Origin of the sequence: Zhenhengia yiwuensis (assembly GCF_014384995.1) — a bacterium.
Classification (GTDB): domain Bacteria; phylum Bacillota; class Clostridia; order Lachnospirales; family Cellulosilyticaceae; genus Zhenhengia; species Zhenhengia yiwuensis.
Map to the genome: position 1 here is coordinate 38,075 of NZ_JACRSY010000007.1, position 12,602 is coordinate 50,676.

At 34.7% G+C, this 12,602-nt stretch carries 12 protein-coding genes; 1 reads left to right on the forward strand and 11 read right to left on the reverse strand.

Features of this window, described 5'->3' with window-relative positions; all coding sequences use genetic code 11:
• Positions 1 to 59 precede the first annotated feature (59 nt).
• The 5 genes from helD to H8718_RS05635 form a co-directional block, all read right to left on the reverse strand.
• Complete coding sequence (gene helD, locus H8718_RS05620) at positions 60 to 2,306, reverse strand: RNA polymerase recycling motor HelD (protein WP_249332167.1); 2,247 nt, start codon at positions 2,304 to 2,306, stop codon at positions 60 to 62.
• Positions 2,307 to 2,839: 533 nt separating this feature from the next.
• Entirely contained in the window at positions 2,840 to 2,974 is a 135-nt protein-coding gene (locus H8718_RS20530; protein ID WP_283246161.1) for a hypothetical protein, read from the reverse strand.
• 202 nt (positions 2,975 to 3,176) lie between these two features.
• Positions 3,177 to 3,455 carry a zinc ribbon domain-containing protein gene (locus tag H8718_RS05625; protein WP_249332168.1) on the reverse strand — a complete coding sequence of 93 codons (279 nt, stop codon included), beginning with the start codon at positions 3,453 to 3,455 and terminating at the stop codon, positions 3,177 to 3,179.
• Entirely contained in the window at positions 3,452 to 3,964 is a 513-nt protein-coding gene (locus tag H8718_RS05630) for a GNAT family N-acetyltransferase (RefSeq protein WP_249332169.1), read from the reverse strand. Before H8718_RS05630 ends, H8718_RS05625 begins: the two co-directional genes overlap by 4 nt.
• Positions 3,965 to 4,011: 47 nt before the next feature.
• Positions 4,012 to 5,082: a copper amine oxidase N-terminal domain-containing protein gene (locus H8718_RS05635; protein WP_249332170.1), complete on the reverse strand. Its 1,071-nt coding sequence runs from the start codon at positions 5,080 to 5,082 to the stop codon at positions 4,012 to 4,014.
• A gap of 231 nt (positions 5,083 to 5,313) precedes the next feature.
• On the opposite strand from H8718_RS05635, the gene H8718_RS05640 reads away from it, so the two are divergent.
• Positions 5,314 to 5,916 carry an N-acetylmuramoyl-L-alanine amidase family protein gene (locus tag H8718_RS05640; RefSeq protein ID WP_249332171.1) on the forward strand — a complete coding sequence of 201 codons (603 nt, stop codon included), beginning with the start codon at positions 5,314 to 5,316 and terminating at the stop codon, positions 5,914 to 5,916.
• A 56-nt stretch (positions 5,917 to 5,972) separates the two neighbouring features.
• On the opposite strand, the gene H8718_RS05645 is transcribed toward H8718_RS05640, so the two are convergent.
• The 6 genes from H8718_RS05645 to H8718_RS05670 all read right to left on the reverse strand — a co-directional run bounded on the left by H8718_RS05645 (position 5,973) and on the right by H8718_RS05670 (position 12,589).
• On the reverse strand, positions 5,973 to 6,239 hold the full coding sequence (locus H8718_RS05645; protein ID WP_177671384.1) for a hypothetical protein: 267 nt from the start codon (positions 6,237 to 6,239) through the stop codon (positions 5,973 to 5,975).
• Between the two features lie 221 nt (positions 6,240 to 6,460).
• On the reverse strand, positions 6,461 to 6,799 hold the full coding sequence (locus H8718_RS05650) for a hypothetical protein (RefSeq protein ID WP_249332172.1): 339 nt from the start codon (positions 6,797 to 6,799) through the stop codon (positions 6,461 to 6,463).
• Between the two features lie 221 nt (positions 6,800 to 7,020).
• On the reverse strand, positions 7,021 to 7,563 hold the full coding sequence (locus H8718_RS05655; RefSeq protein ID WP_177671382.1) for a hypothetical protein: 543 nt from the start codon (positions 7,561 to 7,563) through the stop codon (positions 7,021 to 7,023).
• 414 nt (positions 7,564 to 7,977) lie between these two features.
• On the reverse strand, positions 7,978 to 8,304 hold the full coding sequence (locus H8718_RS05660) for a DUF1540 domain-containing protein (RefSeq protein ID WP_177671381.1): 327 nt from the start codon (positions 8,302 to 8,304) through the stop codon (positions 7,978 to 7,980).
• 76 nt (positions 8,305 to 8,380) lie between these two features.
• Positions 8,381 to 8,887: a hypothetical protein gene (locus H8718_RS05665; protein WP_249332173.1), complete on the reverse strand. Its 507-nt coding sequence runs from the start codon at positions 8,885 to 8,887 to the stop codon at positions 8,381 to 8,383.
• Positions 8,888 to 8,965: 78 nt separating this feature from the next.
• Positions 8,966 to 12,589 carry a multicopper oxidase domain-containing protein gene (locus H8718_RS05670; RefSeq protein WP_177671379.1) on the reverse strand — a complete coding sequence of 1,208 codons (3,624 nt, stop codon included), beginning with the start codon at positions 12,587 to 12,589 and terminating at the stop codon, positions 8,966 to 8,968.
• Between the last annotated feature and the right edge of the window lie 13 nt (positions 12,590 to 12,602).

Here is a 12,602-nt window from a genome sequence, read left to right on the forward strand (position 1 = left end):
CTTTATCTATACACTTTCTATTTCACTTGAACTCTCTTTATCATTTATCCTACAATAATCTAGTATTCACTCATAAGTAATGGTGATAGACTACCTATATAGTATATACATAGAACATGTAGTGCTCTTGTACAAGCAGTATAAAGCAATAGTCTATCCTCGTCTCCACTATACATTTCTTGCCCTGCATTATATATCATAACGACATCGAATTCTAATCCTTTTGCAAGATATGCTGAAATAATCACAATATCATTTACATATTCATCCTCATCACTTACTATCTTTTTGACATTAACTGAATCTTTTAATGCATCGTATACCTCTTCTGCCTCTCCAATAGTCTTTGTTATAATGCCAATGGATTTATATCCTCTATTTCTACATACTTTTATATCTTCTAAAATACTTTCCCTTATTGAGGTTTTATCTAAACAACCTATAACTTTAGGTTCTTCTCCTCTTCTTTTTACGTATCCCTCTGTAACTTTATTATTCAGTATACCTCTTGCAAATTGCGTGATTTCCATGGTTGATCTATAGCTCTTTGTCAAATTGAGCACACATGTATTATCTTTTTCAAATATCTGCGTGATATTTCTATAATCACCTACATTCATAAATGGATTGATAGATTGATCGATATCACCAAGTATAGTCTTATGTGCTTGTCCAAACAGTTGATGAAATATTTCATATTGCAAAGGGGTATAATCTTGCGCCTCATCAATAATGATATATTGGATTTCTGATGTCTTCGGCCTATCACCTGTTGCATTTTTCAAATATAGAATAGCAATTTGATCCTCATAGTCTAGCCTTCCTGCCCGTAAATTTTCTAAAGTATAGTTCTTAATCTGGGTAATCTTTTTATCATCATACTTAACATTTGCTCTCTCTAAGAAAATCTCTAAGTCTTTATAAAAATCTTTATAACTGTCTACCAGGTTAAACCTTGTCATTTTATCTATCTCATAAGTTATAGGACTCATTTCATCTTTTACAATCACCTTACTACGCTCTATGATTTCTCTGCTATCTACATAGTCTCCTGACTCTTCAAGCTCTGCTATTTTTTCTTCTACCATCTTTTTTTCATAGGGCTCTAGAAGGAATAAGAGTCTTTCTTGTATCTTTTGAAGCTTCTTCTTAAGTGGAAGACGTATATAATCTTTAGAATAGAGTTCATGTATTTCATTTGCCGAAATAACTAACTGATTTCTTATGATAATGTCCTTAAAATTCTTATTGACTGTTTCCAAATGTGCTACAAATCCTTTTAATACATCTACAAATTGCATAGAAGATTTGAACCGTATATTATCAATCCTTATTAAATAAGAACTTTCATGCTTAGCATTAAATATATATTCCATCATTTCACAATAGCCTTCTTTTTGAAATTCATTCCCTAAAGCTTCATGCATATAGTCTTTAAAGGTTGTTTGACACATATTCTCTTCCCCAAGCTGAGGCAATACATTAGAAATATACTCATTAAAAATATTATTAGGTGAAAATATTACGATATTTTTAGAGGTTATTTTATTACGATACTTGTAGAGTAGGTAGGCAATACGATGAAGGGCAATAGATGTTTTGCCACTCCCTGCAGGGCCTTGAACGATTAAATTCTTATAACTATCATTACGAATCACTTTATTTTGTTCCCTTTGAATTGTAGTGACTATTGCTTTCATTTTGCTATCACTACTTTTTCCTAAAAGGCTCTGTAGTATTTCATCATCAATTTTAAGATTACTATCAAACATGTACTCAATTTTTCCATTTTCTATTTTGTACTGTCTCTTCATTGTAAGCTTACCACTTATAAGTCCCTCAGGGCATGTATAACTCGCATCACCTATTTCATAATCATAAAACATGCTAGAAATAGGTGCTCGCCAATCGTATATAAGGAAGTTGTAATCATCAGAAATTAAATTAGCTATGCCAATGTAACACTTTTCAGCTAATGCTTCCCCCTCTTCAAGGAAATCTATTCTCCCAAAATAAGGCGATAGAAGCATTCTCTTATATTGCTCTTCAAGTTTTTTATTAAATTCATGCCCTGCCTTTTGTTCTTTTATAAGCTGAATACTTTGCATAAAGTCTGCAATTTGATCTAATCCATTAATAATAGATACAGAACCCGTATCTTCCCATAACGCCCTCTGTGTTTCAAGTGTATCCGTTCTCAATGCCTGTTTTAAATCACCTACTTCATAAGCCTGCTTTATAAGCTCTTTTGTTACCTCTTCTAACCTTTGACTTTCACACTGCCACTCAAATTCATCTATTATCATCATCTTCCTCCTTACAATGAATAAATTGAAAAGTACGATTCTAATATTGTATCATCTACTACAGAAAGTAAAAGTCTATATTTTATATACAATTCATGTTATAATATAAGTATAGAAATAGTCCCTTTCAAATCACTATAAGGCGCATTTCAATCCGCATTCTATCATAAAAAGAAGGTTTTTATAGAGAATTTATCCCTCTATAAAAACCTTCTTTTTAGTGCCATAATATCGCTAGTCATCTTCCCTACCTTATTCATATCTAAAACACTTAAAGTTGATCATGAAATACTTTCTTTTATCAAAGTCAAACCCTTACTGTTCACTCTTTATATCAGTATCAGCTTGAATCTATTTTTATGATATTTTTGAATGCGTGCTTGCTTAGATTCAAATTGACATTCCTAATACAATATCCTTTTCTTCAATTGTTATTATAATAAGATAAACTAGCTATCAAAATCCCTATCATCTGATATATGACTTTATTGATTTCTTCAAACACTTTCTCTTATCCTACTGTCATAAGGACTTCATCTTATAATAATTACTTCTATCGACAATGCCTGCTTCGCTGCTTCATGTGTGATGCCTTCTTTTACAAATCCTAATTTATTTAATAGACGCATAGATTTTTCATTCCCTTGAAATACACTAGCGATCATCATCTCCCTATGTACTTCATCAAAACACTATTGCATCACATAGGATACGGCCTCATAAGCATAACCTATTTCATAAGCCCAAACAGCACGTTTATCCGCCTGGAATAAGTGAATTAGTCCAACAACTTTATGCTCCTGTTTTAATTCTCTCCTTATCCTTAGAGAACTTTTGCATGAATTGATTATAAGCCTCTCGATTTCTGTCTTACCTCCTTCCGAACTTTGTCTTACAATGTTTACACTCATATGTATAAATTTGATATCGGTCAAATAGATGTCCACATTTTGGACATCTATAGACTATCAACCTAAACCATAGCATATAGACGATTATAGGCAGCATTCCTATTAAGGAGATGATTTGAGAATGCATTGCTACCCCTACTATCATTGCAATGGCAAGCAGCGGCACTAAAAATATCTGCATACTTGATTGCTTCATAATTTGTGAATAACGTTTTTGGATTTCTTCTGGTGTTTTCATAAGCTCGCCCATTCCTCTTTGGTCATGGAGTATCTCACGCTATCTTCTAAATTTCGGCTGTACCCCCGTAATGTTCCTTCATAAGTGAAGCCACATTTTTCAATCACACGTTTGGACTTTATATTAGACGGATAATGACAAACTGCTACGACCATTAAATCAAGTTCACTAAAAGCATGTGTTAGTACACGCTTTACAGCTTCTGTGGCATAGCCTTTATTCTGATAATCATCTGATAAAATATAGGCTATCTCTTTATATCTATCATGTCTGTTACTATCAGAAAGTTCAACTGTTCCAATAACCTTATGGCTCTCTTTTAATACAATGGCCCAAGATTCTTGATACTTAATAGATGCACGGATATATTGAAGGCTTTCATCCTTATTCTGATGGATCCTCCAACCCGCCTGCATAACACTTGGACTTTTACTAAATGCAAATAGGTCAGTAGCATCACTTTCCTGCCACTCCCTAAGTATTAAACGTTCAGTTTCTAGCATTTTCATTATAGACTACCCCTTTATGAAATTTTCTTCCACTTTTTACTTATCTTTTATTCTCCCAGTCGACATGTAACTGTTTTGTCTATCCCTTCAGTAATACTATAATATTTAAATACCAGTGCATCTTCTGTTTCCCATACTAGTTTGAATTTGTCTGTAGCAAGATGCATATCACTTTCAAAAACATAACCTTGATCTTCTTTAGGAATAAGGTCCAAAATCCTAGTCACCTTTCCCGTTTCAAAGTCAATGATGTGAAGCGTATTTTCATATCTTCCCATGGCATAGTTTTGTCCCAGCTTCATTAAATCTAAGGTTAAGCCCTCTTGAAATGCATTTAGATCATACTGTTTAATGAGCTCTCCTGTCTTATCATTATAAATTCTTAAGTAACGTCCATAACCAAAGGCAATTTTATCTTCTAAGTAGGCAATACCATTTTCCGCTATATAATGGAAAGGTCTTTCAATTTTATCAATGACTTTTCCATCCTTAATATAGAAATTGGTACAAGTTGTCCCTGTTAAGGCACCTTGAATCACCTCTGACACTGAAACAATTTCACTTCCATTTTTAGTAATGATAGAACTTACACTTGGTATCTGATCTTCAGCTCCTTCTAATGTCTTAATGTCTGCAAGCACCTGTTTCCCATCTTTTGTTCTGACCATTAACTTTTTATTATCCCTATCTACTGTATACTTACCTTCTAAATTCACACTCTGCGTACTGCTATCCCAAGCTACTTCTAGATCTAAAGCCTCTCCTACAAATCGTAAGGGCACATAAGTTGTACCTCCTATCCTTTGCGCTGGTACACTAAGCTTAACTTCCTCACCTTTCACTAGGGCTTTATCACTCTCCATAAACAATGTAACTTTTGCATTGCCATTAATCACATCAATTTGTCTTGCTTCCTGATCCCAATTAACGCTGTAACCTAATTGCTGCGATAATGCTCTAAGTGGCAGCAATACGGTATCATCAATGAGCTTAGGTTCTTGCTCTAAGTATACTTCTTGTTCATTATAATAAATATTTATTAAGCCTCTTGCTTGACATGGCATGACCATTATAACGGCTACACCTACTAGAAGTAATTTCTTAAATATCTTTTTCATTTTATCTTCCTCCTATATTGGTTACCACTCACATCCTAAAAGATAACCTGTACTCCCAATATTTATTTTAAATTCATTTTTTTCTACCTTCAATAAAATAATCTCAATTTTCAACTTCAACCTATGCTTCTATCTGGATTAAGCTCACAAATCTGATTAACTTTAAGGTATCGTTATGCTGCTACATCTTCATATATTATAATGCAACAATTTTATAGGAGATGATTAAGGGTGAGAAACCTTATTATTTTAGATGCTGGCCACGGTATGGACACCGCAGGGAAAAGGACACCACTCTTTAAAGATGGAAGTTTTATGCATGAACGCTCATTTAACCAAGCAGTTGTCAAAGAAATGATTAATCAACTCAAAGAATATGATTGTCAGCTTAAGTGGGTATCCGAGGAAGAAAAAGATGTTCCCTTAAGGATTAGAAGTAGTAGAGCAAATACTTATTTACAAAATTTCATTTGGCTCCATGGTAAGACTAATATTAATAGTATTTTTATCTCTATACATGCTAATGCTATGAGTGAAAATTGGGGAACAGCCAATGGAATCGAAACCTATTATCTATCCACTGGTAGTTCATGTAGTTTAAAACTTGCCCAAGTTGTTCAGAAGCAACTTATTATCCATACTAAACGCCGCAACCGTGGTGTTAAAACTGCTAACTTTTTTGTCTTAAGAGAAACACATATGCCTGCTATTTTATGTGAATGTGGTTTTATGGATTATAAACCTGAAGCACAGCTACTACGCTCAGATGCCTATAGAATACAATGTGCTACAGCGATCGTAAAAGGCATAGTAGACTATATGAATCTTAATTAAATAAATCAAAAATGCCCTCTACACTTAAATGTGTAAAGGGCATCTTATTTAGACTTTTATAAACAAAGTTTATTTTGTAAACAATGTAAAATATCACTTCTTGTTAAAAGCTGAATCATTTTTTCTGTATCTTCATTAAAGAGCTTATAAAGTCTTGCTGTAATTTCTAATAGTTCATCATAGCACTCAAAGCAAAGTACTGGATTTTGTCCATCTGAAGTTACAAGCATTTGAAATCTTTCGTCATCATGTAATTCATTATTGTATAAAGTATGCTCTTTATCTACTTTGCCACAAGCTATACAGCTTACTACTTTTTCCATTTTTATCGCCCCCATTTCATTGATATAGATTTATTATACCACTAGTGCTCATAGGGCAAAAATAACAAATGTTAACCTTTCCAGTTTTTCTTAAAAACAAGAAGAAAAAAGCTTGAGAGCATCTCTACTCTCAAGCCTTTAAAAGAATTTTTGATATCTTATTTTTATAAAATATCAACTTATCCTTTATTATAAAGATTTAAATCATTAAACCAATAGTATTATACACATGGATAATTATGATCTCTATCTTTACATTTACATAAAGCATTAAGTTTGCCAGCAGATTGTTGTTCAAAGGTAGCAGTATTTCCAATAATAGCAGCAAGAGCATTAAGTTCTGCAACACTATTAGTTAAAGCTGCACTTACTAGTACCCCTGCAATCCCAAATTCAACTGCTGCAATAGAAATAGCAACTGGCCAAAGGATAGGACAAAAACCACAATCAAGCCATCCAAAACGCTCTTCAAGGCTTTCTGTACTACCTTCTGTCCCTTCTGGGAATACCTCTTTCATAAATTGAGTCATAGCATCTTGCCCAAATACTTCTTTAATCATTTAAAACTCCTCCTTTTATATAATATTTAGTAAGGTAATTTTAAACTGCATTTTAGTTCTTAATGCCGTACCTTGTTCCTTATTGCTTTTAATAATCTTTTATTTATCTCTCTAATATACTATGTCCTTTACCTTAAAATGTGCCTTACGATTACATGATTCATTAAAATATATCAATTTTCTATCTTTTATCCTTTAGTATTTCTGCATTAATCGCAATGTCAAAAATCATAATTCCTATCACAATACCTATAAAAGAAAGATTCATACTCTCTACCATAATAACTATATTTAGTAAGAGGCCTCTTTTTGTTACAGTAATGGTTAACTCTCTTATAACTCCTTGAATTTATATTTTCAGTAGGTATTTCCTTATGTCGCTTTATTTCCTTACGAACACTAACCTCTTCATTCCCTGAAATACGCTTATGATTAATGTGTTCCTGATCTAATACTTCCTCTTCAATATCCTGCTTCTCCAAATATTTACTTTCTAGAGCATTCATTTCATCTAATACTGTAATTTTCTTATCTATGCTTATTTGATACAATTTAACAGCTTCATAAAAGGCTTCTAAAGATTGTTCTATCTCTTCAAACCTATCTTGAGATTCATTGTTCCTGTTCTTTTCTATTATTTTCTTACTTGTATTTTTTAGATTTTCAATAGCCTCATTCTGAAGAGAACGTACAATCGCTAAATAATTTTTTAAACATTCCATTGACCTTTCACTCGCAATAAGTAAATTTTCGGAATCCCCCATCTGTCTACCCCCATTGCTCTTTCAAAAACTTCACATTCCCTATAATATAAATGTTCCATTTTGCACATTAATAATCTATATTGTCAATATTTATTCTTTATTTTATATCTTATGTCGCAAAATTATTAAAGGTGCTTAAGTTAAACCTAAAATACGGGTATAGACATTCACATTTAAAAACCAAAAGACCACCAGAGAGGGATTTTCTGGTGGTCTTTTCTATTAACGATGGAGGTTGTTAATAGTTTGAAATATATGTAATTGCTTTTGTCTGTGGTAAGATTATATTACCATAGTTGAGAATGCTTTTCAATACTTTTTTGAAAAAAATTCTCAAAAACTTTCAAAAGACACTTAATGCTAAAAAAAGAAGCAGTAAGCTGCTTCTTTTTTGTATTTTCTATTTTTAATTCTTTAATCTCTTCCACAACGGAATGTTCCACATTGTGTATCATGGCTACAAGTACATGTAGAAGCACCTGCAATACCGATTTCTTCTGCATTACAAACTGTATGGTGGTTGAAAATACAATTATCTGCAGTACATTTTACATCTACGACAGCTTGAACTACATGCTCTTTATTACTTAAAGTATATTCTGTTGCATCAAAGCTGGCACAGCATGTATCTTCTACATTCGTTGCACCTTCTCCATTTCCATCCACATTAATAGCGTTAAGGGTACAATATTGTTCTTTATTATAAGAGCAGTTATCCACTGTACATCTTAATTTTGGCATAAGTCATTCCTCCTTTTTAGAAATTAGTATGCCAAATACACTTTCTTTTTATAAGTCTCAACGCTTTTCTTTAATCTTAAATCTTTGTATTCTTTAAAGTTTTAATTGTGATTTCGAGTTCATACATACGTTCATCTAAAATATGATAAATACTTTCATCTAGTAGAAGGGTAAACTTATAATGATTAAACTGCTCAATAAAAGCCCCCGCTAAATAAGTAGTCGCATTTTCATCATCTTCACATACGTAAAAAAGTTCATTGGCATTAGTATAAATCACTTCCCTTTCATCTGAAGCAATAAATCTGTATCCCCCTACACTAACACCATATTTGAGAAAACGTTTATTCAAATCCTTAATAGATTTTATGACTTCCTTAGCACTTTTAAGATGCATACCATCAAGCTCTTTAATCTCAGCCTTAATCTCTTCAAGACCTCTTTTGCTTTCTTCATAGCTTACAATAAGCAGTACCACTGTATTTTTAAGCTGCATCTCCTCTTCAGAACGAATCGGATTTGGATTTGCTTTAACTTTTTGTGTATTTTTCCCGTTACCTGGGAACTGATAAACTTTTGCCATGGTATTTCTCTCTTTCTACTTCATTTCACTTTTACTGTTAGTATATCATAGCTTTTACTTTTTTAGTAAAACTAAAATTTAAACCACATTTAATGGAATAATCTTTTCATTATCTTGACGTAATACTCTCATAATGCCCCACATACCTTGTTCTATATCCCACGTAATATTAGCTGAACGGTACATATAATCCCCTGGCTCACCTGTTCCGCCTGAAGCACCTTCTAATAATTCTCTCTTGTAATCGCCGCCAATGGTGATTGCGCCTTGTACACCTATAATCTCAGAGTATTTATCTTCACTTTCTGCATAACTTGCATGACCATGTAAGTCAAACGTGGTGGCTCTTGGTTTATCTGCTGGCATTAAGACTTTAACCGTTACAGGGTCATTTACTTTAGCATACAGAATTGGTGTACTTGGATCACCCACGCCTTGCGAAGCAAACACTTCACTAATCTCTACCCCAGCTTCTAATCTATTAAGGAATGGCTCACTTCTAAGGTTATACCCCTTCATACCTTGGTCTTCATCATCAAATTCTTCCTCCGCACCTGGTGGCAGAATTTCTCCCCCTTTATTTTCAAGATAAATACCATTGTGTGGCATAACAATAAATTGTCTATAATTTGGAATGAATGGATTCGTGATGGTCAACTGCTCACCTAAATCCTTTAGTTCACCACTAAAGGAATCATAATGCTTTGAGCCTGCTTCTACTACACCAATAGCCCCAAATAATCCATGTTTTCTATGATTCATCACATCTGCTAAATCTACAACTAAAGCTTCATTAACCATCTCTTCATAGTACCACCTATAAGTAATGCTCTCGCCTACACCTATAGTCTGATCTGGATTAAAACCTACTGTAGCACCATCAGAACCTAGTACATCATAAATGGCATATTGACTATGCATAGAAACTCTTGGACTATATGGCCACTCTGCTTGAACAGGCACCTCTGGGAATTGTGGCACCTCTACCTCTTCTTTCATAAGATTGGTTAGCGTCAATTCAATGCCTTCTCCTCCATTAATAGTAAAAATAAAAGGTTTCGGATTCATTTTGCCTTCTAATACATCCTCTGCCTGGTCAAAAGGTACAAAAACCATACCAAATGGATCCCGATCTCCAAATTTGTTATATTCAATAGGCACCTGAACAGCTGCTACATGAATGTAATTCACTTTAGCACCTTCTGGATAAGGATTACCTGGGTGTACTGCCTTTTGAGGTGGCATACCTGTTCGACGAGGTAATGGCTGTGTCCTTGCTGGCAATTTAGGCCTATCGTGTAGTTTCTTAAGAAATGGTACAGAAGTACCTCTTACTCTAGTAATCCCCCATGTTCCTAACCACAAATCATCTATTGCTCCTGAATAGTACAGTGTATCAAAATCTTGATTATAATCATTGGATGGAAGCTCAAATTCAAAAGTAAAAGCCTCTGAAATACCAATATGCTGTTGCTGAGTAAGTGGTGAATCTACATCCATTCGGTCTCTGTGCCAGATGAATCGATTAAAGTTAATAGAATGAGATTCTTCATGCGCACCATCTAAAAGCCTTACTCTGACAGGGTCACCCGCATAACCTTGGAAAACTGGCGTCCATGGATCACCATGTAAATAAGAACTTAGTACATACGCAGGTTCTCCACCTCTAACTTGGAATGGTGCATTGGTATAGTTGAAAGCCATAACACCCATATCTCCAATCATACCTAGTACCTCTGGTGGATTAAGTGGCTCATTCTTAGTATTGTAAAGAGGTACAAAATCGTGCACAGCTAGGCAGAACTCCCTAAAGTCTGGGATAAATGGATTTTCAATAATAGCTTGCGTTCCTGCACGCATTGGTTTACCTGTAAAACTATCTCTAAAAGTAGAACCTTCTGGTTCTATAATCAATCCACCAAATAAGCCATGGAATTGATGGGAGTTAGCAAATAAGTGGTCATGGAAGAAACAAGTTTTAAGATCTACATCTGCAAACCATCTGAAGATAACTTCCTGTTCATGCCTTGCACCTGTGAGATAGTTCCATCCTGTGTTAGCTCCATCAGAAGATAAAACATCAAATTTTACAAAGTGTACGTGTGTAGAAGCAAAGATAGTATTTGTTAAAAGTTGAAAGCCATTAGGTCCAAGCTGTTCAGGTAATTTATTGGTAAAGTGAATCTCTATACATTCCCCTGCCCTCGCCCTAATATAAAGAGGTTCTGGTTTCTTACGGCCTGCCCTTATATCAGCTTCATCTTCTTTGAGTACATAAAACCTACCTTCCGGATCATGCCATCCTGCCTCATTATAAGTTAACTCCATCTGTATAGCTACAATATCATAACGTCTGATTTTAGTACATCTTGGGCATGGATTAACAAAGAGTGCCCCGGGCTGCCAATTTGGTGCAAGTGCGTTACACTCCTTCTCTGTAATTGGAAAATCATCTCCATTTGGATGGGTTCTATCCCATCCAATAGGTGGAACGGGAGCCCTCCTGCCTACTGTACCTGGGATAAAAAGTGGAAATCCAGGTCTCTTAGGTGTAGGTTTTCGTGGACATGGCCTATCTGGTAAAGGCTGAAGCTTTGTAATAGGTGTACCATCTGGGTAAAATCTGGTGCCATTCTCAAACACATCATGAATTCTAAAAATCCCCCACATACCTTCAGTAAAGTGAGGATATAAGTGACAGTGATAAATAACATCCCCATAAGCTTTCTGCAAGCTACCTGCTCCATATAAAATATCGAAAGTAAAAGACTGTCCTGGACTTAATGCTCTTGAGTCATTAAGGAAAGACTCTTGATCCATTTTCTCTGAAAGCCATTGATGAAGGTGAAGATGGAAAATATGCGTTTCCTGTACACCACCATGCACCACATGCCATCTTACAGGGTCTCCTACATAAGCTCTTGGCAAAACATTATCTGGTGGATCCCCAAATACCCATGAGTCATGATGAACTTCTTCTCCTTCACATTCAGGACACAATGACTCATGCATAATAAGATGCATTTTATTACGCATAGGCTCTGCCCTGTAGTTAATGGAATGTGTCATTTCGGGTGCGTTGGTCATAGGATCTATTGGCACATTACCATTTTTATCCTTAACAGGTGCCTCATCATGGAAAATAGTGACATATTCCCTCCAATCGGGTACAAATGGATGATGAATATCTGCGAAAACACCACTTTTAAGATACTCCCCTGTCTGTGGATGAGTCCATTTACTACCTGGCATCTCCACTACAATAGCCCCAAATAGTCCATGAATATTGCTACCTTCCTCTGTACTTTTGGCATTGCCTAAATCACTAAAATGAAAAGTCCCCTGAATAGTTGCTTCCCACGTGTAAATCAGTGTTTCATTTGGCTGCGCTACTGTATTCTCATTATCTCCTACAAATGCTCCATCTGATTGCTGTATTTTATAGGGTAAGCCTTTTATATTAATCGATGCAGGAAAGTTTAATCTGTTTGTAAAGGCTATTTCTACTGTGTCTCCTTGATGTGCTCTTATAACAAGTGGCTGTACAAGCTCTACCATTCCTAGCGGATTTGCCTTAATTGCTTGTCTTATAGTTTCTATATTGTCATTTAAAACATACATTAGCCCATTCGGGTCATTGTCTCCATATTTATTATATACAATAGGCACCTGAATGGCCGATACATCAAAATGTCTAATCATCTACATCTCTCCC

Excerpts from the sequence above, each read along its gene's own strand:
- H8718_RS05655 (WP_177671382.1), bottom strand. The coding sequence starts at position 7,563 with ATGGGGGATTCCGAAAATTTACTTATTGCGAGTGAAAGGTCAATGGAA.
- H8718_RS05650 (WP_249332172.1), bottom strand. The coding sequence starts at position 6,799 with ATGATTAAAGAAGTATTTGGGCAAGATGCTATGACTCAATTTATGAAA.
- H8718_RS05665 (WP_249332173.1), bottom strand. The coding sequence starts at position 8,887 with ATGGCAAAAGTTTATCAGTTCCCAGGTAACGGGAAAAATACACAAAAA.
- H8718_RS05645 (WP_177671384.1), bottom strand. The coding sequence starts at position 6,239 with ATGGAAAAAGTAGTAAGCTGTATAGCTTGTGGCAAAGTAGATAAAGAG.
- H8718_RS05660 (WP_177671381.1), bottom strand. The coding sequence starts at position 8,304 with ATGCCAAAATTAAGATGTACAGTGGATAACTGCTCTTATAATAAAGAA.
- H8718_RS05630 (WP_249332169.1), bottom strand. The coding sequence starts at position 3,964 with ATGAAAATGCTAGAAACTGAACGTTTAATACTTAGGGAGTGGCAGGAA.
- helD (WP_249332167.1), bottom strand. The coding sequence starts at position 2,306 with ATGATAATAGATGAATTTGAGTGGCAGTGTGAAAGTCAAAGGTTAGAA.
- H8718_RS05670 (WP_177671379.1), bottom strand. The coding sequence starts at position 12,589 with ATGATTAGACATTTTGATGTATCGGCCATTCAGGTGCCTATTGTATAT.
- H8718_RS20530 (WP_283246161.1), bottom strand. The coding sequence starts at position 2,974 with ATGATGATCGCTAGTGTATTTCAAGGGAATGAAAAATCTATGCGTCTA.
- H8718_RS05625 (WP_249332168.1), bottom strand. The coding sequence starts at position 3,455 with ATGAAAACACCAGAAGAAATCCAAAAACGTTATTCACAAATTATGAAG.
- H8718_RS05635 (WP_249332170.1), bottom strand. The coding sequence starts at position 5,082 with ATGAAAAAGATATTTAAGAAATTACTTCTAGTAGGTGTAGCCGTTATA.